Raw genomic sequence first — 24,960 nt, forward strand, 5'->3', positions numbered from 1 at the left:
TGAGGCGGATGGGCGACCTGCGCGTTCTCGTCGTGGACGACCATCCCCTGTTCCGGATCGGCGTCGGTACGCTGCTCGCCGCCGAACCCGGGATCGCGGTCGTCGGCGAGGCCGCCGGCGGCGCCGACGCGGTCGCCTCCGCCGCCGCCCTGCGGCCCGACGTCGTCGTGATGGACCTGCACCTGCCCGACCTGTCCGGGATCCAGGCGACCCGGCAGATCGTGGCGGCCGACCCGGGCACCGGCGTGCTGATGCTGACGATGGCCGACGAAAGCGAGTCGGTCTTCGCGGCGATGCGCGCCGGTGCCCGCGGCTACCTGCTCAAGGACGCCGAGCCGGACGAGATCATCCGGGCCGTGCAGGCCGTCGCCCGGCGGGAGGCGATCTTCGGCCCGGACATCGCCAACCGCGTGCTCGCCTTCTTCAACCAGCCGCCGGTCAGCGAGCCGGTGTTCCCGGAGCTGACCGGGCGCGAGCGCGAGGTGCTGGCGCTGATCGCGGCCGGGCACAGCAACAGCCTCATCGCCAGCACGCTGTGCCTGAGCCCCAAGACCGTGCGCAACCACATCTCGAACGTCTTCGCCAAGCTGCACGTCGCCGACCGGGCCGAGGCGATCGTCCGGGCCAGGGACGCGGGCCTCGGCCGGTCCTGAAAGGCGGCCCGCCCGGGCAACATCGGGACCCCGGTCCCATGCGCCCGGGACACGCGAGCGGGCAGGCTGGGCAGCCTGCACCGTTCGAGGGGAATGGGGAGCGATGTTCGAAACCGACCGGACCCCGGTGGTGGTCCGCGCCACCGATCCGATCCTGCACAACGGCGTCTGCATGGCGCTGCGCTCGCGCGACGACGTCCGGGTGGTCGACGACGGGACAGCTCAGGTCGCCCTGCTGGTCGCCGACCGGATCGACGAGCCGATGACCCAGCTGCTGGCCGCGCTGCACCACCAGGGCTTCACCCGGATCGTGCTGATCGCGGGCGAAGTCGACGACAACGAGATCCTCAACGCGGTCGAGCACGGCGTCTGCGCGGTCGCCCGCCGCGCCGACGCGGGCCCGGACGTGCTCGTCCGCCTGATCAAGGCCGCGGCGGCCGGGGAAGGCGCATTGCCGCCCGACCTGCTCGGCCGGCTGCTGAACCGGGTTTCCCGCCTGCAGCGCCAGGTGCTCCAGCCGCGCGGCCTGCGCCTCGGCGGGATGAGCGACCGGGAGACGGAGGTGCTGCGCCTGGTCGCGGCGGGGTACTCGACGCAGGAGATCGCCGACGAGCTGTGCTACTCGCAGCGCACGGTGAAGAGCATCCTGCACGACGTCACCAACCGGTTCCAGCTGCGGAACCGCTCGCACGCGGTGGCCTACGCGCTGCGGGAGGGGCTGATCTGAGCGGACGGCCGGGCGCTAGCGAGGGACGCGCTCGGCCGGCCAGCGCACCTCGGGGACGTCGCTCGGCCGGGGCACCTTCAAGAACAGGCTGAACACCGCCGGGCGGCGGTTCGACAGCTCCAGGCGGCCGCCGTCCGCCTCGACCAGTGCGCGGGCCAGTGCCAGGCCCACCCCCGTCGAGCCGCCGCCGGAGAAACCGCGCTCGAAGATGTGCGGCGCGAGCTCGTCCGGCACGCCGGGGCCGGTGTCGCTCACCTCGATCACCACCGTGCCCTCGGCGTCGCCGCGGCGGGCGATCAGCGTCACCGTGCCCGAGCCGTGGCGCAGCGCGTTGTCCAGCAGCACGCCGACGACCTCGCGGAGCCGTCCCGGCGTGGCGCGGGCCATCAGGCCGTCCGCCACGCGCGTCCGCAGGTTGCGGCCCTCCGAGCGGAGCAGCTCACGCCACTCCTGGGCCATTTCCGGCAGCTGCGTCGGCAGGTCCACCGGTTCCGCGCCGACTTCGCGCGCCGCGCGGGCCGCTGCCAGCAGCTCGTCCAGCGCCTCGGCGAGCCGGTCCGCCTGTTCCTGGGCCGCCTTCGACTCGTCGGCCACCTCGTCGTCCGGGTGCACGGTCAGCGGTTCCAGCCGCAGCTGCAACGCCGTCAGCCTGCTGCGCAGCTGGTGCGAAACGTCGCCGACCAGCTGGCGCTCCCGCTGCACGAGCTGGGCCAGTGCGGTGCCGGACGCGTCCAGCGCTTCGGCGACCATGTCGAGCTCGCCGACGCCGTAGCGGCTCGGGTCGGGCCGGAAGTCGCCGCCGCCGAGGCGGGCCGCGCGCTCGGCGACGTGCCGCAGCGGTTTCGCGAGCCGCCGGGCCGTCGCGATCGCCACCACCGCTCCGGTGCCGATCGACAGCAGCACCAGGAGCACGACGACGAGCGTCACCGTCGTCTGGCGTTCGTGCATCGGACCGGCCGGGACGGCGATCTCCACCTTGCCGTCCCGGGCCAAATCGGCCGTCTCGATGACGGTGTCGGGCCCGGGACTGCTGCCGTAGCGCTTCTCGTCCTGGCCGCTGGCCCGGACGGTGAGCAGCCCGTTCGCCGGGACCGCCGCGCGCACCTGGTCGAGGTCGATCTCCTGGCCGTTGGCGATTTCGGTGTCCAGGATCGCCGCCGCCGCGCGGGCGTTCTCGGCGAGCGTCTCGCGGTAGCTCGACTCGATCTGCCAGCTCGCCACGATGCCCAGCGGGATGCCGAGGACCGCCGAGCTGACCGCGACGGCCAGCAGGATGGCGAGCAGGATGCGGCGGCGCACGGCTTATTCGCTGTTGAAGCGGAAGCCGACACCGCGGACGGTCGCGATCCGCCGCTCGCCGTCGTGGGTCTTGCTGGTGCGGCCGGCGGCCTCGTCGGCGGCGATGGCGAGCTTCCGGCGCAGCCACGACATGTGCATGTCGAGCGTCTTCGACGTCTTCGACTCCAGGTCGTTCCAGACCTCGGCGAGGATCTCGTCGCGGCTGACGACCTGCCCGGCGCGGCTCATCAGCACGCGCAGCAGCTCGAACTCCTTGTTGGCCAGCTGCACCTCGTGGTTGTCCACGGTGACCAGCCGCGCGCCGAGGTCCATCCGCACCCCGCCGGCCTCCAGCACCTCGGGCACCCGGCGGCGCAGCAGCGCGCGGATCCGGGCGAGCAGCTCGGCGAGCCGGAACGGCTTGGCGACGTAGTCGTCGGCGCCCGCGTCCAGGCCGACGACGAAGTCGACCTCGTCGGTGCGGGCGGTGAGCATCAGGACGGGCAGCTCGGTACCGGCCGCGCGCAGCCGCCGGCAGACCTCCAGGCCGTCCATCCCGGGCAGGCCGAGGTCCAGCACGAGCAGGTCGACGCGCTGGGCGGCGGTGGCGTCGAGCACCGAAGGGCCGTCGGTGACGACGTGGATCTCGTACCCCTCGCGTTCGAGGGCGCGGGAGAGCGGTTCGGCGATGGCCGGATCGTCTTCGGCAAGTAGGACCATGCTCACCTGGCCAACTCTACGGCGCACGGGCGTGAAACCATCGTGACCGTGCCTGGCTACGAAGATGATCTGGCTCTCGCCGTCCGGCTGGCCGACGCCGCCGACGCGATCACGACGGCGCGGTTCCGCGCCCTGGACCTGGCGGTGGAGCGCAAGCCCGACCGCACCCCGGTGACCGACGCCGACACCGCGGTCGAGGACGCGATCCGTGCGCTGCTGGCGGCGGAACGCCCGGGCGACGCGGTGCTCGGCGAGGAACGCGGCGGCTCGGCGTCGAGCGGCCGCGCGTGGGTGCTGGACCCGATCGACGGGACCAAGAACTTCCTTCGCGGAGTACCCGTTTGGGCGACATTGATCGCGTTGGTGTCGGACGGTGACCCGGTGGTCGGCCTGATCAGCGCGCCTCTGCTGGGCCGCCGGTGGTGGGCGGCTTCGGGCTCCGGGGCGTTCTCGTCGGACTCGGCAGGCACCCGGCGGCTGTCGGTTTCGAAGGTTTCGTCCCTTTCGGACGCTTATCTGTCCACAACGGACCTCAACTCGTGGACGACGTACCACTCGCGCTCGAAGTACCTCGACCTGGTCGACGCGTGCTGGGAGACCCGCGCGTTCGGCGACTTCTGGCACCACGTGCTGGTGGCCGAGGGCGCGTTGGACGTGGCGGCCGAGTGCATCGTCAACCCGTGGGACGTCGCGGCCGCGCAGGTGATCGTCACCGAGGCGGGCGGCCGCTTCAGCGACCTGGACGGCGTCGGGCGGTACGACAACGGGAGCGCGCTGTCGACCAACGGCCTCCTCCACGACGAGGCATTGGCCGTCCTGAAGCGCTGAGTCAGGAGCCGGGGAGCAGGCCGACGGCGCCGCGGGCGACCTGGGCCCAGGCCAGCCGCCCGAACAGGTAGTGGCACGCCACCTGCTCGCTGGTGAACCGGGCCCAGTCGTACCGGTTGCCCTGCTCGCGCCAGAACACCTCCCACGCCTCGTCCTCGCCCTGCATCAGGCACCAGGCGTTGTCGACCTCGGCACCGAGCGAGACGACCTCCGGCGGCACGCCCAGCACCCCGAGCCACCGCTGGATCGACTGGGTGTTCATCAGTCCTCTTCCCCCTTGGCCTCGGCGAGGTAGCCGAGTGTCACGAGCTCGTCGGCCGCCAGCAGGGCACGGTACCGCGTGCCGCCGCCGACCTGGCCGAACCAGTTCGCGGTCTCCGAGCGCCACATCGGCACCTTGCGCACCACGACGTACCGGCGGTACTCGGCGTCCAGCGTCGCCGGTGGCAGCGAGCGTTCCGCGAAGGGCGTGCCGTCCTCGTAAAGGATTCGCCCGTAGGCCGGGCCGAAGCGGTCGAGGACCGTGTTGGCCGGGACCATCACCGGCTCGGGCCAGTCCACGCTGCTCTCGGGGAACTGCTCGCCCGGCGGCCACGCGTACTCGGGGCCCAGGTCGCTGTGCCCGACGACGAACCGGCGGATCCACACCGCCCGCGTCGCCCGCGCGTACGGGACGTACCCCTCCTTCAGGTGGCGCGGCACCGGCCGCGACGGCGCGGTCGGCGACCGGCGGAAGCCCGCGGTGACGTTGGTCAGGGCCTGGTCGTCGAAGATCAGCCGGGCGTCCGGGTGGTCGTTCGGCGGGAAGCCCTCGGGGTCCTCGGGCAGCGGCAGCTGGCGCGCCGGCTTGTCCATCGCGACCGGGAGGTGCCCGATCGGGAACATGTGCACCAGGAACAGCGCGACGATGCTTTCCCGTTCCGTGCGCGGCGACCCGAGCGGGGGCAGCGGCACGGGCGAACCGGGGTTCGGCGGCGGGCCCGCGACGGGCGGCGGCCCGGCCACCGGCGGCGGCAGCGGGGGAACCGGTGTCGGCGGGGGTGGCGGGGGCGGGGGCAGCTGGAACGGCGGCAGCAGCGGCGACACCGCGTGCGGCCACGCCGCGGGGTTGCCCGAGGGCGGCGTCGGCGCTTCTTCGAAGGCGCCCGGATCCGCCAGGCCGTACCCGGGCAGCTGCACCGGCCCGGTGTCGAGGTCGGCCTCGACCGGTTCGGAGCCCGCCTCGGAAGGCTCGGTCAATCCATCCTCCGGCTGTCGGTGCCTGTGGGGCACACGCTGTTCGACGCGGCCGCGGCGCTGCCGGTCCCCCTTGATACCGCACCCCATCCCCGAGGGCGCGGCGAGGTCAGTTGTTTTCCGGGGCTCCGGGTGGCGGAGCCCCGGATGTCTCAGCCCAGTGCGGCGACCACCCGGGACGGGCTCGGGCGGCCGAGCTGTCCCGCCATCCACACGCTGGCCGCCACCAGCGCGTCCAGGTCGACGCCGGTGGCCACCCCGAGGCCGTCCAGCAGCCACACCAGGTCCTCGGTCGCGAGGTTGCCGGTGGCCGACTCGGCGTACGGGCAGCCGCCGAGCCCGCCCGCCGACGAGTCCACAGTCGACACTCCACATCGGAGCGCCGCCAGCGTGTTGGCGAGCGCCTGGCCGTAGGTGTCGTGGAAGTGCACGGCCAGAGTTCCGACGTCGCCGAACAGCCCGATGAGGTTTTCGACCTGCCCGGCCGTCGCGACGCCGATGGTGTCGCCCAGCGAAAGCTGCGAGCACCCCATGTCCAGCAGCCGCCGGCCGGCCGCGGCGACCTGCTTCGCCGGCACGACGCCTTCCCACGGGTCGCCGAAGCACATCGAGAGGTACCCGCGGACGTCCAGGCCCGCTTCCCTGGCCCGCGTGACGACCGGTTCGAACATCGCGAACTGTTCGTCGAGCGACGAGTTGAGGTTCTTGCGCGCGAACGTCTCCGTCGCGCTGGCGAAGATCGCGATGTGCTCGACACCGGCTTCGAGGGCCCGGTTCAGGCCCTTCTCGTTCGGCACCAGCACCGGGTACCGGACGCCGTCACGGCGGTCGAGCCGGGCCAGCAGCTGCTCGGCGTCGGCCAGCTGCGGCACCCACTTGGGGTGCACGAAGCTGGTCGCCTCCAGCGTGGTGAGCCCGGCGCCGGCGAGCCGGTCGAGGAACTCCAGCTTGACCTCGACCGGGACGATCGCCTTCTCGTTCTGCAGCCCGTCACGCGGGCCGACCTCCCAGATGGTGACCCGCTCCGGCAGTTCACCCGCCGAGGGGACCCGCTCGGGCAGGCCCAGTGCGCGCGTGCCCATCAGCGGCGTCTCTCGCCACGCGGCGGGTGCCCGCCGCCCTGTGGCGGCAGCGGCGTGGTCTGCTGCGGCTGCTGCTGGTAGCCCGGCCGGTAGTCGTCGTACGGGTTGTCGTTGACCTCGCGGTAGATGACCGTGTGCACCTTCTCGACGTGCGGGATGTCCTCGAAGCGCAGCGGCTCGTCCGACGCCGACTCGATGATCAGCGTGCCGCAGCCGAAGACCCGGTCGAGCAGGCCGTGCTCGAACTGGACGCTGTTGATCCGGCCCATCGGGATGTCGATGCCGGTGCGCTTGAGGACGCCCTCGCGGGCGATCAGCCGGTCGGTCGTCACGATGAAGTGGGTGGTCCGCCAGCGCACGAGCGGCGCCAGGAACAGCCACACGATCAGCACGAGCGCCACGACCCCGATGGCGATCAGCCCGACCGAGTTCCACGGCGCGGACGCGTCCTTCGCCAGGATCGCCAGCCAGGTGCCCGCACCCACGGTGACCAGCAGCGCGAGCGTCGGGAAGATCAGCATCTTGAAGTGCGGGTGACTGTGCACCACGACGTGCTCTTGCTCGCTGAGCAAATCGTCCGGATAAGCCACGGCGGACGCTCCCAAGGTCGGTGCGGCGGTGTCGTCTCACCGTACCGGCGACGCGTGCGGCGGTGGGGGCAACGCCCCGACAAATCAGGCCGGACGGACGTGGACCACGTCACCCGCGAAGACGGTGTGGCGCTGCCCGCCCGCCACGTCGACCTGCAGCTGGCCGGCGGCGTCGATGTCGGCCGCGCGGCCGGTGAGCGCCGTCCCGTCCGGCAGCTGCACCTCGACGTCCTGGCCGAGGGTCGCGCAGTGGGCGCGGTAGTCGCCGAGCAGGCCGGCTTCGGTGAGGTCGCCACCGGCCAGCCGCCAGCGCTTCTCGAGCTCGTCGAAGCCGCTGAGCAGCGCGATGGCGACGTCGGTGCGGTCGGTGTTCGTGGCGCCCTGCTCGGCCAGCGACGTCGCGGGCAGCCCGCCAGGGCCCGGCTGGACGTCACCCAGCGGCAGGACGTTGAGGCCGATGCCGAGCACGATCGACGGGTCGGTCCCGGCGACGGCCTCGGCGAGGATGCCGGCGCACTTGGCGCCGTCGACGAGGACGTCGTTCGGCCACTTGAGCACGGCGTCCACCCCGACGGACGCGGCGGCGGCCCGGACGGCGAGCCCGGCGACGACGGACAGTGAGCCGAGCACCGCGAAGGGGACACCCGGCCGGAGCGCGACGCTCAGGTACAGCCCGGCGCCCTTCGGCGAGCTCCACGACCGAGCCCGCCGCCCGACGCCCGCGGTCTGCTCTTCGGCGAGCAGAACCGTCCGGTCCGCGGCGCCTTCTTCGAGAGCTTTCCGCAGGTCGGCGTTGGTGGAGCCGGTGCGCTCGACGACGTCGATCTTCGCGTAACGATCTTGGAGCGCCGCGGTCAGCCGTCCGGCATCGATCTCAGGCATGTGCCCACAATATGAGAGTCCCCCTAACGTGCAAGCTACTCGCTCGTTCAGTAAGAGGTGTGCTCTTCTAAGTTGGAACCCGTGACGACGAAGCAGACTTCGTGGGCCCGCGGCGCGGCGTTGCGCGGCCTGGTGGCGCTGCCGCTCGTCGCCGGGCTCGTCACGGCGGGCTGGCTGCTGGCCGACCGCTCGCCGGAACCCGCGGCCGCCCCGGCTCCCCCGCCGGTGGTGCGCGACGCGGTGCCGGGCCCGTCGGTCCTCGAAGTGAGCGCACCGGTGAAGGCGCAGGAGCCGGGCCAGGGCGCGTCCGGCCAGGGCGGCAAGAGCCCCCTTCGGCAGTGGGCCGAGCAGCTGGCCGGGCCGCTCGACATCCCCGCGGACGCGCTGGTCGGCTACGCGAACGGCGAGCTGACGCTGCGGAACGAAGACCCGTCGTGCCACCTTTCCTGGGTCACCCTGGCGGGCGTCGGCTCGGCGGCGTCGAACCACGGCCGGGGTGAGGGCACCCCGCTGGGCCTCTCGCCGGCGCAGGTCAAGAAGTACGGTTCCGACGCGGCCGCGGCCGGGCGCGCCCTCTGCGCCGGCGGCACCGACCTCGGGGCAGGCCCCGGCTGGTGGAAGGCGATCGCGGCCTACCACCCGGGCAGTGACACCGAACTGTTCCGCCAGCGCGTCCTCGGCATGGCGCAGCTGTACGCGACGCTGTCCCTCGACCCGGCGTCGGCGAGCTCCCCGCGTGTCCACGCGACCCGGTTCGCGCTGGGCCAGCTGGGCCTCCCCTACGTCTGGGGCGGCAACGGCCCCGACGCGGGCGCGGCCGGCTTCGACTGCTCCGGCCTGACGAAGGCGTCCTACGACAGCGCGGGCGTGGCCCTGCCGCGGACGGCGGACAGCCAGTTCCGCGCGCTCCCGCCGGTGCCGGCCACGCAGGAGCCGCGCCTGGGCGACCTGGTGTTCTACGGCAACCCGGCGACCCGCATCCACCACGTCGGCCTCTACCTCGGCAACGGCCTGATGATCAACGCGCCGACCGAGGGCCAGGCCATCCAGATCCACACGTACCACTCGAAGGGCGACGACTACGCGGGCGCGGGCCGCCCGGCCTGATCTTCGGCGACGTCGAGCAGGATCTCCAGCAGCTCGCCAGGCGCGTCCCGCATGAGGTTGTGCCCGCCGTCGAGGGCGTGGGTGGTCCACGCGGGATCCGCACGCAGGCGCTCGTAGACGGGGGTGAACGGCGATGCGCCGTCCCACCCGGCGGCGTAGACGTAGTCCCGGCGCCGGAACCGGCCGGTGTCCCCGGACAGGCGCAGCGGCTGGAGCAGGGAAGCGAGCGGGTGCGGCGTGGCACGGGGATCGAAGAACGGCAGCGGGCGCACGGCGTAGCCGGTGTCGACGACGTCGAGGTACCACCGCCGTTCCGCGTCGGAGACCAGCGCCCAGCAGGAGTCACCGTCCGCGGGCACCACGGCGTCGAGGTAGACCAGGCTGTCCACCCGCTCCGGCAGGCGGTCGGCGGCCCCGGTGATCACCATGCCGCCGTAGCTGTGCCCGACCAGCACGGCGTCGTGGACGTCTTCGGCCGTCAACAGCGCGGTCACGTCCTCGATGTGCGTGTCGAGGTTGACCCCGCCGGGCAGGAGGTGGCTGCGCTCACCGACCCCGGTCGGCGTCACCGGGTGGACGAGGTGCCCGCGCTCCCGGAGCTGCCCGGTCAGTTCGGCGAAACACCAGCCGCCGTGGCACATCCCGGGGACGAGGACGAAGGTGGTCATGGTCGTGCTCCTTGGGGTTGTCGTTGCGGGTCAGGGTCACCAGGGCCGCCGCTCCACACAGGACGGCGGTCCAGGCCAACGGCGCGGCGGCCGAGGTGTGGTCGGCGAGGACGCCCGCGAGCCACGGGCCCACGGTCTGCCCGACGGCGAAGAGGGCGGTGAACGCGGCCAGGGTCGCGGTCCAGTCCGCGGGCGTCACGGCCGCCCGGATGTGCGCGGTGACGGCCGCGGGGACCGCCATGAAGGTCACGCCGTAGGCGACGACGGAGGCCATCAGCACCGCCGGTGACGGCGACAGCAGCGCCATCGCCGCGCCGCCGGCCAGCACGCCGAGCACGACGGCCAGTACGCGGGTACCGGGCCGGCGCGTGATCGGACCGCTCCACACGGCCGGGGCCGCCACGACCGCGGCGCCCAGCACCGTCCAGGTCAGCACCACCTGGCCGACCGGGGCGTGCCGGTCGGCCAGGTACACCGACAGGAAGGTGACGTAGGTGATGTAACCGGTCGCGAAGAGGAAGTACGCCACGGCAACCCGCCACAGTGGACGGATCCGAGCCCGGCCGGCCGCGGGTGCCGTCCGCTCGTCGCCGGTTGCGGCCGCCCGCCAGGAGATCAGGGTCGCCACCGCCGCGGCCGCGCCCAGGCCCGCCCACGCCACCTGCCAGTGTCCGGCCAGTGCCGGGACGGTCACCCCGCTGAAGACGATCCCCAGTCCCGTGCCCGCGAAGTACACCGTGAGGGGCGCGCCGCCGTCCATCCGGGCCGCGATCACCCCGCCCGCGACGAACACCACCGCCCCGCTCGCCCCGGCCAGCGCCCGAACCGCCAGCAACACCGGGAAGACGTCACCGGCGGCCGTGCCGGCCAGCGCCAGTGCCGTGACGACCATGCCACCGCGGAAGGCCGCGGCCGCACCCCAGCGGCGCACCACGGCCGCGGTCGCGGCCGCGCCGGCCAGGTAACCCAGCCCGTTCGCGGCGCCGACCACTCCCGCTTCCGCCAACGTCCACCGCAGGTCGTCCCGCATGGCCGGCACGAGCAGCCCGTAGGCGAACCGCGCGAGTCCCAGCGCGGACGCGGTCCCCAACGCCAGCCGCGCCGCCGTCATCCGTTCCCCCGTAGATCGAACCGATCAGTTCGATCCGGACGCTAGCACACGGATCGAACCGTTCGGTACCATCGTGTCGTGCCGGTCTCCAAAGGCTCGACCATCGACCCCGGGCGCACCCGCGCCGCGATCGTGCAGGCAGCCACCGACGTCCTGTACGAACGCGGGCTCGACGGCGTCGGCGTGGCCGAGCTCTGCAGCCGCCTCGGCGTGTCCAAAGAAACGCTCTACCGGCACTTCGGCAGCAAGGACGGGCTCGTCCAGGCGGTGCTCGAAGCCCGCAGCGACCGGGTCATCCGCTGGCTGACCGACGCCACCGCGCAGGCCGGCGATCCCGCCGGCCGGGTCACCGCCCTGTTCGACGCCCTCCACGGCTGGTACGGCGAACCGGCCTTCCGCGGCTGCGCCCTGCTCAACGCCGCCGCCCAGCACCACACCGACGCGGTTCGGAGCATCACCGCGCGCCACCTCGGCCGTTACGTCGAGCTGTTCACCGCGATCGCCGAGGAAGCCGGCGCCGCCGACCCAGCCCGGCTCGCCCGGCAGCTGCTGATCCTCGTCGAGGGCGCCACCGTCGTGGCCGACCACCACGACCCCGCCCACGCGGGGGAACACGCGCGCGAAGCCGCGCTGACCCTGCTCGCCGCGGCCCGTCCCTGACGGTCGTTCACCGCGGCACCACCAGCCCCGACTCGTAGGCGAACACCACCAGCTGCGCCCGATCGCGCGCCCGCAGCTTCACCATGGCCCGGTTGACGTGCGTCTTCGCGGTGAGCGGGCTGATCACCATCCGTGCGGCGATCTCCTCGTTCGACAGCCCCCGCGCGACGAGCGTGACGGCTTCGCGCTCCCGGTTCGTCAGCTCCGCCAGCCCCGCGCCGGGCACCAGCGGCTGGGTCACGTACCGGTCGATCAGCTTGCGCGTGATCGACGGCGCGAGCAGCGCGTCCCCGCGCGCCGCGACGCGCACCGCGTGCAGGAAGTCCTCCGGCTGGACGTCCTTGACGAGGAACCCGGCCGCGCCCGCGCGCAGGGCCTCGAAGACGTACTCGTCGAAGCCGTAGTTGGTCAGGATGACGACGTGCACCGCGGTCAGCGCCGGATCCGCGGCGATGCGCCGGGTCGCCTCGATGCCGTCGACACCCGGCATCTGGACGTCGAGCAGCGCGATGTCCGGCCGGTGTTCGAGCGCGAGCCGCACCGCCTCGCCGCCGTCACCCGCTTCGGCGACCACCTCGATGTCGGCTTCGACGTCGAGCAGCGCGCGGAACCCGCTGCGGATGAGCGGCTGGTCGTCGGCCAGCAGGACGCGGATCACGCCGGGTCCACCGGGAGCTCCGCCTGCACGCTGAACCCGCCTTCGCGACGGGGCCCGGCCTGGAACCGGCCGCCCAGCGCCATGACGCGCTCGCGCATCCCGATCAGGCCGACGCCCGGGACACCGTCCACAGCGGACGTCCCGTCGTCGTCCACCCGGACGACCAGCGCGCCGGGCCGGTGGTCGATCCGGACCGACGCGGTGGCCGCGGCGGCGTGCCGGGCGACGTTCGTCAGTGACTCCTGCACGATCCGGTACGCGGTCCGGCCGACGGCGGCAGGCACGGCGTCCTGCTCCCCTTCGACGGTCAGCTGCGCGTCGAGGCCGGTGGTCCGGGCGCGGCGCACGAGCTCGGGGACGTCGTCGAGCCCGCGCGGCGGGTCCTTGTCGTCGTCGCGCAACGCCTCCAGGGTCGCGCGCAGCTCGCGGGTCGCCTCGCGGCCGGCTTCGCGGATCGCCAGCAGCGCTTCCGGCACGTCTTCGCCGCGCTTGCGGGCCAGGTGGACGGCAACTTCCGCCTGCACCTTGATGACGGAGATCTGGTGGGTGAGCGAATCGTGCAGCTCCCGCGCGATGTGCAGCCGTTCCTCGTCCGCTCGCCGCCGCGCGGTTTCTTCGCGGGTGCGCTCGGCTTCGTCGGCCCGGCACTCGGCCTGGCGCAACGCCTCCCCCGCCGCGCCGGCCGCGATCAGCCACGCCAGCTGGAGGACGTCCCGCGACTGCGTGAACGCCGCGCCGGTGCCGGACACGCCGGAAGCCAGGAGGGCCAGCGGAACCGCGATCAGCATCAGCACCGAAGCGACGATCGCGGCGACCCGGTGTCCCGCCCGGACGGCGGCGTACACGGCGAAGAGGTAAGCGACGACGGGCACTTCGAAGCCGGCGAACTGGTAGGCGAGGGCGCAGACGGCGGTCGCGGCCAGCACGGCGACGGGCGCCCGGCGGCGCGCGGCGAGTGCCAGCCCGCCGGCCGCCAGCGCCGCGTACCCGAGCACGTCGAGGTCCGGGCTCCGGTGCGGACCGGACAGCCCGGCGACCACCAGCGCCACCGCCACCCCGGCGGCGACCACCCCGTCGACGACCTGCGCACGGCTCACCCCTGAACCCTAACCGGGGCGGGGCGCGGCGAAATCCCGCGTGAAGAGCAGTTCCTGGCTACTGCGCCTGCGGTAGTCCCCCGCTTCCTGCGGCGCTCGCGGCAGCGCTAAGTGCCTCCTCGCGCACGACGACGGGCACGGGGTCCGGCGGCGATGCTCGCGGCTTCCGATCCGGATCCTGAAGGAGCACCTCATGAACGTCCACGTTGTCGCCGCCGTCAGCTCCTACGACCTGACGCCCGGACGGCTCTGGTCCTTGATCGCCGTCGTCCTCGGCGTGGCGGGGATCGTCGCGGGCGGGCTGGCACTGGCCCGCGGCCGCGGAGCCGTCGTGGCACTGGCGGGTGGCCTCGCCTCGATCGTCATCGGCGGCTGGGTGGTGGCGGCCGCGAAGGGCGGGCCGGGCACCGGCTACGGGATCGTCGGCGGTTACGTGGACCTCGTGATCGGCACGGTCGCGCTCGTCCTCGGCGGGCTGTCGGTGGCGCGCTCACGCGGTTTTGTCGGTGGTCGCCGCTAGCGTCTCGGGCATGTTCGAAATCGACTTCGCCGAGTTCCCGTCCACGTCCGCCGAGGCGTCCGGGCGGTTCTTCGAGCGCGCGTTCGGCTGGGCGGTGACACCGTACGGCCCGGACTACACCGACGTCCGGGCCGCCGGCCTCACGCTGGGCTTCCAAGCGGATGCGGCCGAACAGCCACGCGCACCGCTGGTCACGATCCGCACGGACGACCTGGCCGCCGCCCGCGAGTCGGTGGAGGCCGCGGGCGGCGTGGTGACCAAGGAGCCGTTCGCCTTCCCGGGCGGCCGCCGGTTCCACTTCCGCGAGCCCGGCGGGAGCGAGCTGGCGGTGTGGTCACGGGACTAGGGCCTGTCCTCAAAGCGGTGGTGGTTGATCTGCTTCGATCTTGAGTTGTGGTGCGCAGGCATGAGCTGACCGATGAGCAGTGGCAGGTGATCCAGCCGTTGCTGCCGGTGTCGGGTGCGAAGGGACGCCCGCGGGTGGATGACCGTCGGGTGATCAACGGGATGTTGTTCAAGGCCAAGACTGGAGTTGCATGGCGTGACCTGCCGGAGCGGTATGGGCCGTGGAAGACGGTCTACAACCGGTTCTGGCGCTGGTCACGCACCGGTACCCTGTCCGCGCTGGTGGCACAGGTCCGCGTGATCGCCGAGGCGATCGACGAACTTGACCGCGAGGTGTCGGTCGACTCCAGCATCGTGCGCGCGCATCAGCACGCCGCCGGCGCCCGCCGTGCCACCGCGTCGCACACAGGGGGCGAGCGGATCCTGCGGCGGGCATAACGAGCCAGGTGATCATGCCATCGGCCGGTCCCGGGGTGGACCCACGACCAAGATTCATCTCGCCTGCGACGGCCACGGCCGACCGCTGTCGATCGTGCTGACCGGCGGCAACGTCAACGACTGCACCCAGTTCATCCAGGTCATGGCGGGCATCGAGTTCCGCCGGCCAGGTCCTGGCCGGCCGGCGACCCGGCCGAGCCGGGTCCTGGCCGACAAGGGCTACTCCAGCCGAGCCATCCGCTCATATCTGCGTCGGCGGCGCATCCCGGCGACCATTCCCGAACGCCGTGACCAGCAGGCCAACCGGCGGCGACGGGGTCGGGCGGGTGGTCGTCCACCGGCCTTCGACCGCACTGCCTACCGGCGCCGCAACATCGTCGAACGCTGCTTCAACCGACTCAAGCAATTCCGCGCCATCGCCACCCGCTTCGACAAGACCGCCACCTCCTACCGGAGCATGATCGACCTGGCCACACTGCTCCTCTGGCTTTGAGGACAGGCCCTAGCACCGCCGGCTCCAGGTAACCGGCCGCCCCGCCGCCGTAGAACGCCGCGGGGTCGGCTTCCGCGGTCGGCAGGCCGAGCGCGAACCGCGTCACCAGATCCGGGTTCGCGATGAAGTGCCGCGCGTACGACACGGCATCCGCGATGCCCGCTTCGATCACCGCGTCACCCGTCTCGCGGTCGAAACCGTTGTTCACGATGAGGAGGCCGTCGAACAGATCCCGATAGCGAGCGAAAGCCGCGAAGTCCGGTCCGCTGTCGGGCCCCCGCAGGTGCAGGTAGTCCGCGGCGAGGCCGGCGACGAGTTCGTCGTACTCGGCGCGGAGTGCATCGTCCACAGTGAACAGTCCGCCGGTCCACCACGGGCTGAGCCGGACGCCGACACGGCCGTGGGCGGCGGCCGCGGCGACGACCTCGGTGAGCAGCCGCCGCCGGTTGGCCGTCGAGCCGCCGTAGGCGTCGGTGCGGTGGTTGAGCCGCGGGTGCAGGAACTGGGCGAGCAGGTACACGCCGTTGGCCGCGATCTCGACGCCGTCGAAGCCGGCGCGGCGGGCGTTCTCCGCCGCCTTCCCGTAGTCCGCGACCGTCGCCCGGATTTCGGCAGGCCCGAGCGCGCGCGGGGTGCCCGTGCGGCACCGCCCGGAGGGCGGGTACACCGGCTCGTCCGGGTTCACCGCCGACGGCCCCGCCGGCCGGGCGCCGAGGAAGTGCGGGTGCGAAACCGCGCCGGTGTGCCACAGCTGCGCCACGATCCGGCCGCCGAGCGCGTGCACGACGTCCGTGACTTGCCGCCAGCCGTCGACCTGGGCTTCGGTGTACAACCCCGGAACGTCCGAGAAGCCGACAGCTTGCTCGCTCACCCAGGTGCCTTCGGCGACGACGAGCCCGGCGCCCGCGCGCTGCGCGTAGTAGGCGGCCTGCAGGTCGCCGGGCACTCCGCCGGGCACGCGCGCCCGGGTCGTCGGGGCCACGACGACCCGGTTCGGCAGGTGCCAGCCGTCCAGGTCGGCAGGGGTCAGCAAGCTCATCCGGTCACCTCCGGTCGTGGGGATGCGTCGAGGAGGCGACGGTGGCGGCGAGCGAAAGGTGACCGATGGACGACCTGGCGGCGGAGTTCGAAGCGGAACGCGGCCGGTTGCGCGGGGTCGCGTACCGGCTGCTCGGCTCGGCGGCCGAAGCGGACGACGCCGTGCAGGAAGCCTGGCTGCGACTGAACCGGGTGGAGTCGGTGGACAACCTGGCGGCCTGGCTGACGACGGTCGTCTCGCGCGTCTGCCTCGACGTCCTGCGTGCGCGGAAAACCCGTCGCGAGGAGCCGTTCGAGGTGTTCCCGGAGCCGGTCGCCGCGGCCGATCCGGCGGAGGAGGCCGCGCTCGCCGACTCGGTGGGCCGCGCGCTGCTCGTCGTGCTCGACGCGCTCGGCCCGGCCGAGCGGATCGCGTTCGTGCTGCACGACCTGTTCGCGGTGCCGTTCGACCGGATCGCCCCGGTGCTGGACCGCACGCCGGTGGCGGCGAAGAAGCTGGCCAGCCGGGCGCGGCAGCGGGTCCGCGGTACTTCGCCGGTGCCGCCGGCCGACCTGGCCCGGCACCGCCGGGTGGTCGACGCGTTCCTGGCCGCGGCCCGCGGCGGCGACCTCGCCGAACTGCTCGACGTGCTGGCCCCGGACGTCGTCCGCCGCGCCGACGCGGCCGCGCTGCCGGTGGGCGCGCCGCTCGAGGTGCGCGGCGCCCGCGCGGTGGCCGAGGGGACCCAGGTGTTCGGCAAGCGGGCCCGGTTCGCCGAAGCGGCGCTGGTCGACGGCAGGGTCGGCGTCGTCGTGGCGCCGCGCGGACGGCTCGTGCTCGCGCTGGCCGTGACGGTCGAGGGCGAGCGGGTGGCGGCGTACGAGGTGATCGCCGAGCCCGCCCGCCTGGCCGCGCTGCACGTCACGCCCCTCAGCGCCAATCACTCGAACAAGTGATCGATGCAGCCTTGACAGTTCGGGGCGGCGGGGACACGATGAACACGTGTTCATGAACGTGTGTTCACAACGAGAGGGCTGGGAATGACAGAGATCGTCAACACCGCACAGGCCGAGGCGTGGAACGGCTACGAGGGTGCGCACTGGGCGGCGCACGCGGATCGCTACGACGCCGTGAACAGCGGCTTCAACGGCTATCTGCTCGATCGGGTGGGTGCGGGTGACCGCGTGCTCGACATCGGGTGCGGCAACGGCCAGCTGACGCGGCTCGCCGCGGCTCGCGCCCGGTCGGCGATCGGCGTCGACCTGTCCGAGCCGATGCTCGCGACCGCGTGGGAGCGAGCGGCCTCGGTGCCGAACGTGACGTTCGAGCAGGGTGACGTCCAGGTCCACCCGTTCGCCGATGGCGGGTTCGACCTGGCGCTCAGCCGGTTCGGGGTGATGTTCTTCGCCGACCCGGTGGCGGCGTTCGGCAACGTCCGGCGGGCGCTGGCCCCCGGCGGGCGGCTCGCGTTCCTGTGCATGACCGCCCTTTCCGGGACCGACCTCGGCCGGGTGTTCGGCGCGATGGCGGCCTACCTGCCGCAGCCGACCGGGCCGGACGGCAGCGGGCCGACGTCGTTCGCGGACCCGGACCGGACCCGGGCGGTGCTGGCCGAAGCCGGCTTCGAGGACGTGGTGTGCACCCGCGTCGAGGCCGACCAGGTCTGGGGCCGGGACGTCCCCGACGCGGCGCGGTTCATCGCGGAGTGGGGGCCGGTCCGCCACCACCTGGGCCTGGTCGACAGCGCGCGGGCGGCCAAGGCGACCGAGGCACTCGCCGTGGCGCTCGAGCGGTTCGCGGGTCCCGACGCCGTCCGGCTGCGCGGCACGGCGTGGCTGGTCACGGGAAGGAGGCCGTAGCGCGGCGCCCGTACGATGGCGGTGATGTCACCGAGGAAAGCCGCCGCCCAGCGGGACGGGCAGTCACTGCACGACCTGCTGCTCGAGACCGCGCGGAAGATGATCGCCACCCACGGGACGACCGGGATGACCGTGCGCGAGATCGCGCGCATGGCGGGCGTCGCCGACGGCGTGCTCTACAACCACTTCTCCGACAAGGAGGAGCTGGTGGCCCGGGCCTTGCTGGAGCACGTGCGCGCGACGGAGGCGGAGCTGGGCGAGCTGCCGGTGGCCGGCGAAGGCACCCTGACCGGAAACCTCCGCCGCCACCTGGAGTTCGGCCTGGCGCTGCACAAGGTGCTGGTACCGGCCTTCAGCGGCCTGGTCGCGCAGCCGAGGGTGCTGGAGCGGTTCGCGGAGATCAGCGAGCGGTCCGGCTACTGGCGCGACAGGCTGGTGGCGTACCTCGAGGCGGAACGAGCGCTGGGTCGCCTGCGCGTCGAGTCCGAAGTGGACGCCACGGCCGCCATGCTGGTCGGCTACTGCCACGCCTCGGTGCTGACGGCGGTCTTCCCGCACACCGCGCCCCTCGACCCACCCCGGTGGACGCGGTGGTGAGCGCCGCACTGCACGGCATCGCCCCGGCCGACCCGGAACCGCCGGCCACCGGGACCTGACGGCGATGTCCCGGGAGCCGGGACACCGGCCGCCCGGGCCGCGGGTCGCGGCCGAACGGGGCGCCCCGCCTGGATGTGATGTTCAGGGACGTTGTCCCGAGTTGAGGTGACCCGTGACGGCCTCCGCTTGTGAAGTGGAGCTGCCTAGGAACCGTTTCACCAACCGGAGGCCTTCGTGTCCTACCCCAACGCCACGCTGCCCCCACGCACCCGGCTACGACTGGTCGCCTGATCGTCGAACAGGGCTGGCCGCACTCCCCAGCAGCGAGAATGGTCATGGTCGCACCCAAGACCGCCGCAAAGTGGGCGCAGCGCTACCGGGTCGAGTGCGCGGCCGGGATGGCCGATCGCAGCAGCCGGCCCCACCACAGCCCGACCCGCACACCCGGGCAGCTGGTGCGGGCTGTTGCGCGGTTGCGGTGGCGGCAGCGGCTGGGTCCCGTCCAGATCGCCGGCCGGCTCGGCCCGCCCGCCTCGACCGTGCACGCGGTGCTGGTGCGGTGCCGGATCAACCGGATCACCCGCCTCGACCGGGTCACCGGCGAACCCTTGCGCCGCTACGAACCCGAAACGGACCCGGCCCTACCGGCACCGGCGGCAAACCGCCCATCACCCGCCCGACCAACCTCCCTGGACATCACACCTAGATCATCGGGTTGCCGCTCGCCGTCGACTCCGGAACCTCCTGCACCACGTCCCAGTGCTCGACGGGCCACGAACCCGGCCAGGTAGCGAGCCGAGGCCGCCGCGCTCGCCGGGGCGTGCGGGTTGTGCTGGATGTAGCTTTCACCGACGTGCTCGGCGAAGGCGTCGGCCGGGCGCTTCTCGGTGAAGGCCAGCCGGAGGAAGTCCAGGACCACTTCCTTGTTGCGCTGTGCATCCGTCATGCGTTGTCCGTCCTTTGTGGAGTTATCGACACCAACCCCACCATGCGCGAATCAGAAAGGGAAAGACCTGTGGACTCTGCCGCGATACTCTCCCGGTATGGACGATGTCGAGGTCCGTGAGCTGCGGTACTTCCGCGCGGTCGCCGAAGAGCTGAACTTCTCCCGTGCCGCCGAGCGGCTGGGGATGGCGCAACCACCGTTGTCCCGCGCGATCCGGCTGCTGGAGCGGCGGCTCGGGGTGCAGCTGTTCGAACGCACCAGCCGGCACGTCTCGCTGACGCCGGCCGGGGCCGTCCTCTTCGCCGAGTCGGCGAAGGCGCTGGACGCCGTCACCGCGGCGGTCCGGCGCACGCGGCGGGCGGCGCAGCGGACGCCGGCGCTCGTCGTCACCGCGAAGCCGGGGGTCGCCACCGATCTGCTGCGGCGGATCGCCGACGCGCACCCGGATCCGGTCGACGTGCGGGTCAGCGGGTTCGGCGAACAGACCGAGATGCTGCGGGACGGGCGGGCCGACGTGGCCGTGCTCGGCTGCCAGGGCGGCACCCACCACGGGCTCGACGTCGAGGTGCTGTTCAGCGAACCGCGGGTGGCCGCGCTGCCGTCGGACCACGAGCTCGCCGGCCGGGCCGTGCTGACCTGTGCCGACTTCGCCGGGCAGCCGACGCCGTGCTGGCCGCTGTCCTCGACCGCGGACCGGGCCTACTGGTCCGGGCAGGACGTGACCGGCGGGCCGGTGACGCCGGGGCCGATCGTGCACGACAGCGCCCAGCTGCTGGAAACCGTCGCGCTCGGACAGGCCATCGCACTGCTGCCCGCGTCGGTCGCCGAGCTGCGGTCGCGGGACGACGTCGTCTACCGGCCGGTCGTCGACGCGACGCCGTACTCGCTGGCCGTTGCGTGGCCGGCCGGGGCGCGGGACGTGCGGATCGCGCGGTTCGTGCGCACGGCCGTCGAGGTCAGCGAAGCACTACCTCGACCGGGAGCTGTTCCGGCGGGGTGACCGTGTGGATGACCGGCGGCACCCGGACGTCGTCGGCCTGGAACGCCGTCCGCAGCTGGTCGACGTCCGCGCCGGTCATCAGCTCGGCGAGCTCGTCGGCGCGGGCGAGGGTGGCCGGGGCGAGTTCGACGCTGTCGTCGAGCGCGCCCCAGATGTCCCACTGGAGCATCTCGTGCTTGTTGAGCGCGGCGAGGTCGCGCACGATGTTCTGCCACGCGTACGGGATCCCGCGCAGGAACGGCACGTCGAGGTCCGGGTTGACGACCAGCAGGGCCGGGTCGAGCTCGCCCGCGCGGACCGCGGTCCACGCCTCGGCGCCGGTGCGGAAGCGATCGCGGGGGACGTCGAGGAGGTCGAACTCGACGTCGTCCACCGGGTCGCGGAAGCCGGGTGGCAGCTGGGCTTCGACCAGGCGCCAGCCGTCGGCGGTGCGGACCTCGGCGACGACGTGGTCGAGGTACCAGCCGGGCATCAGGTAGCTGGCGACCCCGACACGGGCGCGGGCCGGAATGCCGTGGTGGCGCGCCATCGAGACGAACAGGAGCGTGAAGTCGCGGCAGCAGCCGACGATCCGGTGCAGCGGCGGCCGCGGCGCGCCGGGCGGTGCCGGGTCGAGCTCGCGCAGGCGGGCCCACATGTCCGCGGCGTACCGCAGGGTGATCTCGTCGTTGCGGGCCGCCGGGAACCCGTGTTCGGTGATGGGGCCGGAACCCCAGTAGTGGAACACCAGCTGGGTTGCCGCTTCGCGCAGCGCGGCCACGTCGGCCGGGGTGGCGTCGAGCCAGTCCGCGTGCGGGCCCGGGTCGGAGAAACGGCTGTGGCTGACGTAGAAGTCGTCCATAGCCTGTGAAGCTATCCGGATTTCAGGCGGATTGAACAGCCAGTTCGCCGCGGAACGTCGAGCGGTACGCGCTCGGTGACACCCCGAGGGCCGCCTGGAAGTGCTGGCGCAGCGAAGCCGCCGTGCCGAAGCCGGCTTCCGTGGCGACGCGGTCGACCGGGAGGTCCGACTCCTCGAGGAGCTGGCGGGCGCGCTCGACCCGTTGCTGCGTCAGCCACTGCAGGGCCGAGATGCCGACCTCCTCGCGGAAGCGGCGGGTGAACGTGCGCGTGCTCATCGCCTCGCGGGCGGCGAGCTCGCGCAGGGTCAGCGGCCGGTGCAGGTTCTCCAGGGCCCAGGCCCGGGCCTCCTTGGTCGAGGACGTGCGGGGCTCCGGGACCGGCCGGCGGACGAACTGGGCCTGCCCGCCTTCGCGGTGCGGGGACACCACCGTGCCGCGGGCGACCTCGTTGGCCACCGCCGCGCCGTGGTCGCGGCGGATCATGTGCAGCACCAGGTCGATGCCGGCCGCGACGCCCGCCGAGGTCAGGACGTCGCCGTCGTCGGTGTAGAGCACGCACGGGTCGACCTCGACCTCGGGGAACCGGTCCCGCAGGTCCTGCGCCGAGCGCCAGTGGGTGGTGGCGCGGCGGCCGTCGAGCAGGCCGGCCGCGGCGAGTACGAACGCCCCGGTGCAGATGGACGCGATGCGGGCGTCCGGCCGGATGCGATCGAGGGCGGCCTTGAGCGGCGGGGTCAGCACCCGGGCCAACGGCTCGTACTCGACCCGGGACGCCGGGACGATCACCGTGTCGGCCTCGGCGAGCACCTCGGGGCCGCGCTCGACCGGGATGGTGACGTCCGTGTCCGTGCGGACCGGGCCGGGTTCGAGGGTGCAGGTCACCACCTCGTACAGCGGTTCGCCGGCCGCCGAGCGGGCTTGGCCGAACAGGCGGTGGACGATGCCCAGCTCGATCACCAGCATGCCGTGGCGGACCAGGACGGCGACGTGGTGACGGTTCGGGTGCACGAATGCGGCCATGGCTCGATTCTTACACATGTTGGCCATCGGGCCACTCGAATCGGGCCGGGTGGCCGCGTGATCATCGGGATATGAACGTGTTGTGGGTTTTCGCGCATCCCGAGCCGCGTTCGCTGAGCGGGGCCCTCCGTGACGACGGGCTCCAGACGCTGCGGGCGCTCGGTCACGACGTCCGGGAATCGGACCTGTACGCCATGAAGTGGAACCCGGTGGTCGACGCCGCCGACTTCGGAGCCGAAGCCGGGGCCGGGCGGCTGGTCGTCGGGGCGACGTCGGCGCGGGCGCACGCGCGCGGCGAGCTGAGCGCGGACATCGTGGCCGAGCAGGAAAAACTGCTCTGGGCGGACACGGTCGTCGTGCAGTTCCCGCTGTGGTGGTACGGCCTGCCGGCCATCCTGAAGGGCTGGTTCGACCGCGTTTTCGTGAAGGGCTTCGGGTACGGCGTCCGCGCCGAGGACGGCCGAACGCTTCGCTACGGCGAAGGCCGGCTCGCGGGTAAGCGCGCGGTCGTGGTGCTCACCGCGGGTGCCCGCGAGCCGGCCATGGGGCCGCGCGGGGTGAACGGCGCACTGGACGAGGTCCTCTTCCCGCTCCAGCACGGAACGCTCTTCTACGCCGGGATGTCGGTGCTGCCCCCGGTCGCGGTCCACGGGGCGGATCGCGTGCCGGACGCCGAGTTCGCCGCCGCGCGAGAACGACTTCGCGAGCGGCTGCGGACGCTGGAAACCGCCGAGCCCATCCCGTTCCGCACGCAGAACGGCGGCGACTACGACGAGGACCTCGTCCTGCGCCCCGACCGCGCGCCGGGGGTCACGGGCCTGGGTGCTCACCTCGCGCGGCCAGAGTGAGGCCGCGCCCGCCCGGCGCAAGCGCCCGCCTCCCGTGGGCGGGGTGAGGCACCGGCTGCCCGCGCAGGCACACACCTCACCTGGCCGAGGTGAGCACCCGCCCGGCGCAGGCGCCCCACCTCAGGCAGGCAGCGTCAAGCGCTGCCCCAGTCCCCCGTCCACCGGGAGATCCGCGCCGGTGGTGAACGTCGCCTCGAAGGCCAGGAACAACACCGCCGCCGCGACCTCCTCGACCGTTGCGTGGCGCTTCAGCGGCGTTGTCTCGTCGCCGATTGCCTTGAACTCGGCCAAGACCGCTTCCGGCACTCCGGTCACACCCATCGTCGGCGTGTCGGTGTAGCCGGGGCTGACCACGTTGACCCGGATCCCTCGCGGGGCCAGCTCGGCCGCGTACGTGCGGGCGAACGAGCGCACCGCCGCCTTCGCCGCCGAATACAGGCCCATTCCGGCGATGCCCGCCTCGGCCGCGACCGAGGTCGTGAACACGAACGAACCGCCGGGACGGACCAGCGGGGCGAGGCGGCGGGCCGTGAAGTACGCGCCCTTGGTGTTGATGTCGAACGTGCGGTCGTAGAGCTCCGGTGTCGCGGCCTCGTACGGCGTCAGCGTCGAGAACCCGACGTTGACGAACACCAGGTCCAGCTCTCCGAGCGTGTCCGCGGCCACCGCGCCCAGCGACTCGACGTCGTCCAAGCGAGCCGCGTCCGACGACAGCAGGTGTGCCTTGCCCGGCAGCGTCCCCTCCAGCGGTGTGACGTCCCGGCCGGTCAGCAGCACCTCCGCGCCGCTGTCGAGCAGGGCCCGGACCACCGCCAGCCCCATGCCGTGCGTGCCGCCGGTCACCACGGCCTTCTTCCCCTGGTACTTCACCGGATCTCCTCGATGACGCTGGCGATCGCGTGCGAGCCGTGGCCCGCCGCGACCGCTCGGTCGAACAACTCGCGCAGCACGGCCGGCACCGCCGTGCTGATGCCCTGGGCACGGCTCGTCTCGACCAGCAAGGCGAGACCGGCCGCGTTGATGTCCAAAGCGGACACGTCCGTCTCGTAGTCCCCGCTGGCGACCTGCTCGCCGATGCCGGGCAGGAACCCGCCGACCGCCGACTGCCACACCGACGCCATCGGCGCGAACTGCTCCGGCGTGACGCCCTCGGTCCCGACCAGCGCCAGCGCGTGCAGGTAGCCGGCCATGGTCGACCACATCATGCCGAGCAGCGCCAGGTCGTACAGCGCCGCCAGCCCGGCGTCCTCGCCGAGGAACACCGGCGTCCCCAGCACTTCGAGCAGTTCGCGCTGCGCCGCGAACGCCGGTTCGGAGCCGCTGTAGAGGACCTGCGCCGACGGCGTCCCGATGCCCTGCGGGACCGCCATGATCACGCCGTCCACGTAGTCGACGCCCTCGGACGCCGCCCACTTGGCGACGCCACGAGCTTGCTCCGGCGTCCCGGACGTGAGGTTGACGAGCACCTTCGGTGCCGCCGCTTCGAGCACCGGCTCCTGACTGTCGTATGTGGACAGACAGCTGATGACGACGCCCGCCGAAGCCGCTTCCGCGGGCGTGGCCGCGAGCTTGGCGCCGCGGTCGACCAGCGGTCCGGCCTTGAGCGGCGACCGGTTCCACACCGAGACGTCGTACCCCGCCCCCAAGAGCGCCCCGGCGAGGGCGGCGCCCATCCGCCCCAGGCCGAGCACGCCCACCTGTTTCCTGCTTTCTCCCATGGGTTCCATGCTGCGGGCG

General features: G+C 72.9%; 29 protein-coding genes and 2 pseudogenes. 14 read left to right on the forward strand and 17 right to left on the reverse strand.

Annotated features, from left to right (window positions below; genetic code table 11):
* Positions 1 to 8: 8 nt before the first annotated feature.
* Together HUT10_RS22480 and HUT10_RS22485 are read left to right on the forward strand one after the other, a co-directional pair.
* Entirely contained in the window at positions 9 to 653 is a 645-nt protein-coding gene (locus HUT10_RS22480; protein WP_176173042.1) for a response regulator transcription factor, read from the forward strand.
* 103 nt (positions 654 to 756) lie between these two features.
* Positions 757 to 1,380: a response regulator transcription factor gene (locus HUT10_RS22485; protein WP_176173043.1), complete on the forward strand. Its 624-nt coding sequence runs from the start codon at positions 757 to 759 to the stop codon at positions 1,378 to 1,380.
* 15 nt (positions 1,381 to 1,395) lie between these two features.
* On the opposite strand, the gene HUT10_RS22490 is transcribed toward HUT10_RS22485, so the two are convergent.
* Together HUT10_RS22490 and HUT10_RS22495 are read right to left on the reverse strand one after the other, a co-directional pair.
* On the reverse strand, positions 1,396 to 2,679 hold the full coding sequence (locus HUT10_RS22490) for an ATP-binding protein (RefSeq protein WP_176173044.1): 1,284 nt from the start codon (positions 2,677 to 2,679) through the stop codon (positions 1,396 to 1,398).
* A 3-nt stretch (positions 2,680 to 2,682) separates the two neighbouring features.
* The gene (locus tag HUT10_RS22495) at positions 2,683 to 3,378 is read right to left on the reverse strand and encodes a response regulator transcription factor (protein WP_176177944.1); all 696 of its coding nucleotides are present in this window, start codon (positions 3,376 to 3,378) and stop codon (positions 2,683 to 2,685) included.
* A 42-nt stretch (positions 3,379 to 3,420) separates the two neighbouring features.
* Here HUT10_RS22495 and hisN point away from each other — a divergent pair, with 42 nt between their 5' ends.
* Positions 3,421 to 4,206: a histidinol-phosphatase gene (hisN, locus tag HUT10_RS22500; protein ID WP_176173045.1), complete on the forward strand. Its 786-nt coding sequence runs from the start codon at positions 3,421 to 3,423 to the stop codon at positions 4,204 to 4,206.
* Position 4,207: 1 nt separating this feature from the next.
* Here hisN and HUT10_RS22505 read toward each other — a convergent pair whose 3' ends face one another.
* The 5 genes from HUT10_RS22505 to HUT10_RS22525 form a co-directional block, all read right to left on the reverse strand.
* Positions 4,208 to 4,468 (reverse strand): hypothetical protein, encoded by a 261-nt coding sequence (locus tag HUT10_RS22505; RefSeq protein ID WP_003105220.1) that lies wholly within the window; start codon positions 4,466 to 4,468, stop codon positions 4,208 to 4,210.
* Positions 4,468 to 5,445, reverse strand: a complete 978-nt coding sequence (locus tag HUT10_RS22510) for a TNT domain-containing protein (protein ID WP_176173046.1) — start codon at positions 5,443 to 5,445, stop codon at positions 4,468 to 4,470. Before HUT10_RS22510 ends, HUT10_RS22505 begins: the two co-directional genes overlap by 1 nt.
* 149 nt (positions 5,446 to 5,594) lie before the next feature.
* Complete coding sequence (locus HUT10_RS22515) at positions 5,595 to 6,524, reverse strand: hydroxymethylglutaryl-CoA lyase (RefSeq protein ID WP_176173047.1); 930 nt, start codon at positions 6,522 to 6,524, stop codon at positions 5,595 to 5,597.
* Positions 6,524 to 7,114 carry a PH domain-containing protein gene (locus tag HUT10_RS22520; RefSeq protein ID WP_176173048.1) on the reverse strand — a complete coding sequence of 197 codons (591 nt, stop codon included), beginning with the start codon at positions 7,112 to 7,114 and terminating at the stop codon, positions 6,524 to 6,526. The genes HUT10_RS22515 and HUT10_RS22520 overlap by 1 nt, the downstream gene beginning before the upstream one ends.
* Before the next feature lie 84 nt (positions 7,115 to 7,198).
* Positions 7,199 to 7,996: a biotin--[acetyl-CoA-carboxylase] ligase gene (locus tag HUT10_RS22525; protein ID WP_176173049.1), complete on the reverse strand. Its 798-nt coding sequence runs from the start codon at positions 7,994 to 7,996 to the stop codon at positions 7,199 to 7,201.
* An 81-nt stretch (positions 7,997 to 8,077) separates the two neighbouring features.
* Between HUT10_RS22525 and HUT10_RS22530 the strand changes: the two genes are divergently transcribed.
* Complete coding sequence (locus HUT10_RS22530; RefSeq protein WP_176173050.1) at positions 8,078 to 9,103, forward strand: C40 family peptidase; 1,026 nt, start codon at positions 8,078 to 8,080, stop codon at positions 9,101 to 9,103.
* Here the strand turns inward: HUT10_RS22530 and HUT10_RS50110 are convergent.
* On the reverse strand, positions 9,076 to 9,744 hold the full coding sequence (locus HUT10_RS50110) for an alpha/beta fold hydrolase (protein ID WP_254897483.1): 669 nt from the start codon (positions 9,742 to 9,744) through the stop codon (positions 9,076 to 9,078). The two genes, HUT10_RS22530 and HUT10_RS50110, sit on opposite strands and share 28 nt — an antisense overlap.
* Entirely contained in the window at positions 9,650 to 10,882 is a 1,233-nt protein-coding gene (locus tag HUT10_RS51165; RefSeq protein WP_176173051.1) for a YbfB/YjiJ family MFS transporter, read from the reverse strand. Before HUT10_RS51165 ends, HUT10_RS50110 begins: the two co-directional genes overlap by 95 nt.
* Positions 10,883 to 10,960: 78 nt before the next feature.
* On the opposite strand from HUT10_RS51165, the gene HUT10_RS22540 reads away from it, so the two are divergent.
* A complete protein-coding gene (locus HUT10_RS22540; RefSeq protein ID WP_176173052.1) occupies positions 10,961 to 11,542 on the forward strand; it encodes a TetR/AcrR family transcriptional regulator in 582 nt (193 codons plus the stop codon).
* Between the two features lie 7 nt (positions 11,543 to 11,549).
* Here the strand turns inward: HUT10_RS22540 and HUT10_RS22545 are convergent, their stop codons facing one another.
* Both HUT10_RS22545 and HUT10_RS22550 read right to left on the reverse strand, forming a co-directional pair.
* Entirely contained in the window at positions 11,550 to 12,200 is a 651-nt protein-coding gene (locus tag HUT10_RS22545; protein ID WP_176173053.1) for a response regulator transcription factor, read from the reverse strand.
* Positions 12,197 to 13,297, reverse strand: a complete 1,101-nt coding sequence (locus HUT10_RS22550; RefSeq protein WP_176173054.1) for a histidine kinase — start codon at positions 13,295 to 13,297, stop codon at positions 12,197 to 12,199. The genes HUT10_RS22545 and HUT10_RS22550 overlap by 4 nt, the downstream gene beginning before the upstream one ends.
* 193 nt (positions 13,298 to 13,490) lie before the next feature.
* On the opposite strand from HUT10_RS22550, the gene HUT10_RS22555 reads away from it, so the two are divergent.
* The 3 genes and pseudogenes from HUT10_RS22555 to HUT10_RS22565 all read left to right on the forward strand — a co-directional run bounded on the left by HUT10_RS22555 (position 13,491) and on the right by HUT10_RS22565 (position 15,093).
* Positions 13,491 to 13,817 (forward strand): DUF6223 family protein, encoded by a 327-nt coding sequence (locus HUT10_RS22555; RefSeq protein WP_176173055.1) that lies wholly within the window; start codon positions 13,491 to 13,493, stop codon positions 13,815 to 13,817.
* 10 nt (positions 13,818 to 13,827) lie between these two features.
* The gene (locus HUT10_RS22560) at positions 13,828 to 14,163 is read left to right on the forward strand and encodes a VOC family protein (RefSeq protein WP_176173056.1); all 336 of its coding nucleotides are present in this window, start codon (positions 13,828 to 13,830) and stop codon (positions 14,161 to 14,163) included.
* Between the two features lie 50 nt (positions 14,164 to 14,213).
* Positions 14,214 to 15,093, forward strand: a pseudogene (locus HUT10_RS22565) (IS5 family transposase).
* Here HUT10_RS22565 and HUT10_RS22570 read toward each other — a convergent pair.
* Positions 14,999 to 16,132: an alkene reductase gene (locus HUT10_RS22570; RefSeq protein WP_176173057.1), complete on the reverse strand. Its 1,134-nt coding sequence runs from the start codon at positions 16,130 to 16,132 to the stop codon at positions 14,999 to 15,001. The pseudogene HUT10_RS22565 and the gene HUT10_RS22570 sit on opposite strands and share 95 nt — an antisense overlap.
* A 65-nt stretch (positions 16,133 to 16,197) precedes the next feature.
* Between HUT10_RS22570 and HUT10_RS22575 the strand changes: the two genes are divergently transcribed.
* The 4 genes and pseudogenes from HUT10_RS22575 to HUT10_RS51170 all read left to right on the forward strand — a co-directional run.
* On the forward strand, positions 16,198 to 17,067 hold the full coding sequence (locus HUT10_RS22575) for a sigma-70 family RNA polymerase sigma factor (protein ID WP_176173058.1): 870 nt from the start codon (positions 16,198 to 16,200) through the stop codon (positions 17,065 to 17,067).
* Between the two features lie 84 nt (positions 17,068 to 17,151).
* Entirely contained in the window at positions 17,152 to 17,970 is an 819-nt protein-coding gene (locus HUT10_RS22580) for a class I SAM-dependent methyltransferase (protein ID WP_176173059.1), read from the forward strand.
* A gap of 24 nt (positions 17,971 to 17,994) precedes the next feature.
* The gene (locus HUT10_RS22585; protein WP_254896982.1) at positions 17,995 to 18,567 is read left to right on the forward strand and encodes a TetR/AcrR family transcriptional regulator; all 573 of its coding nucleotides are present in this window, start codon (positions 17,995 to 17,997) and stop codon (positions 18,565 to 18,567) included.
* Between the two features lie 234 nt (positions 18,568 to 18,801).
* A pseudogene (locus HUT10_RS51170) lies at positions 18,802 to 19,190 on the forward strand (leucine zipper domain-containing protein); the annotation flags it as partial.
* Here the strand turns inward: HUT10_RS51170 and HUT10_RS22595 are convergent.
* On the reverse strand, positions 19,184 to 19,513 hold the full coding sequence (locus HUT10_RS22595; RefSeq protein WP_254897542.1) for a hypothetical protein: 330 nt from the start codon (positions 19,511 to 19,513) through the stop codon (positions 19,184 to 19,186). The pseudogene HUT10_RS51170 and the gene HUT10_RS22595 sit on opposite strands and share 7 nt — an antisense overlap.
* 97 nt (positions 19,514 to 19,610) lie before the next feature.
* Here HUT10_RS22595 and HUT10_RS22600 point away from each other — a divergent pair, with 97 nt between their 5' ends.
* Positions 19,611 to 20,513 carry a LysR family transcriptional regulator gene (locus HUT10_RS22600; RefSeq protein WP_176173060.1) on the forward strand — a complete coding sequence of 301 codons (903 nt, stop codon included), beginning with the start codon at positions 19,611 to 19,613 and terminating at the stop codon, positions 20,511 to 20,513.
* On the opposite strand, the gene HUT10_RS22605 is transcribed toward HUT10_RS22600, so the two are convergent.
* Both HUT10_RS22605 and HUT10_RS22610 read right to left on the reverse strand, forming a co-directional pair.
* Entirely contained in the window at positions 20,470 to 21,354 is an 885-nt protein-coding gene (locus HUT10_RS22605; RefSeq protein WP_176173061.1) for a transglutaminase-like domain-containing protein, read from the reverse strand. The two genes, HUT10_RS22600 and HUT10_RS22605, sit on opposite strands and share 44 nt — an antisense overlap.
* A 22-nt stretch (positions 21,355 to 21,376) precedes the next feature.
* Positions 21,377 to 22,375 (reverse strand): GlxA family transcriptional regulator, encoded by a 999-nt coding sequence (locus HUT10_RS22610; RefSeq protein WP_254896983.1) that lies wholly within the window; start codon positions 22,373 to 22,375, stop codon positions 21,377 to 21,379.
* A 71-nt stretch (positions 22,376 to 22,446) separates the two neighbouring features.
* Between HUT10_RS22610 and HUT10_RS22615 the strand changes: the two genes are divergently transcribed.
* The gene (locus tag HUT10_RS22615; protein WP_176173063.1) at positions 22,447 to 23,223 is read left to right on the forward strand and encodes an NAD(P)H-dependent oxidoreductase; all 777 of its coding nucleotides are present in this window, start codon (positions 22,447 to 22,449) and stop codon (positions 23,221 to 23,223) included.
* 120 nt (positions 23,224 to 23,343) lie between these two features.
* Here the strand turns inward: HUT10_RS22615 and HUT10_RS22620 are convergent, their stop codons facing one another.
* Both HUT10_RS22620 and HUT10_RS22625 read right to left on the reverse strand, forming a co-directional pair.
* Complete coding sequence (locus HUT10_RS22620) at positions 23,344 to 24,093, reverse strand: SDR family NAD(P)-dependent oxidoreductase (protein ID WP_176173064.1); 750 nt, start codon at positions 24,091 to 24,093, stop codon at positions 23,344 to 23,346.
* Positions 24,090 to 24,941, reverse strand: a complete 852-nt coding sequence (locus HUT10_RS22625; protein WP_254896984.1) for an NAD(P)-dependent oxidoreductase — start codon at positions 24,939 to 24,941, stop codon at positions 24,090 to 24,092. The genes HUT10_RS22620 and HUT10_RS22625 overlap by 4 nt, the downstream gene beginning before the upstream one ends.
* Positions 24,942 to 24,960 lie beyond the last annotated feature (19 nt).

Origin of the sequence: Amycolatopsis sp. Hca4 (genome assembly GCF_013364075.1) — a bacterium.
Lineage (GTDB): Bacteria > Actinomycetota > Actinomycetes > Mycobacteriales > Pseudonocardiaceae > Amycolatopsis.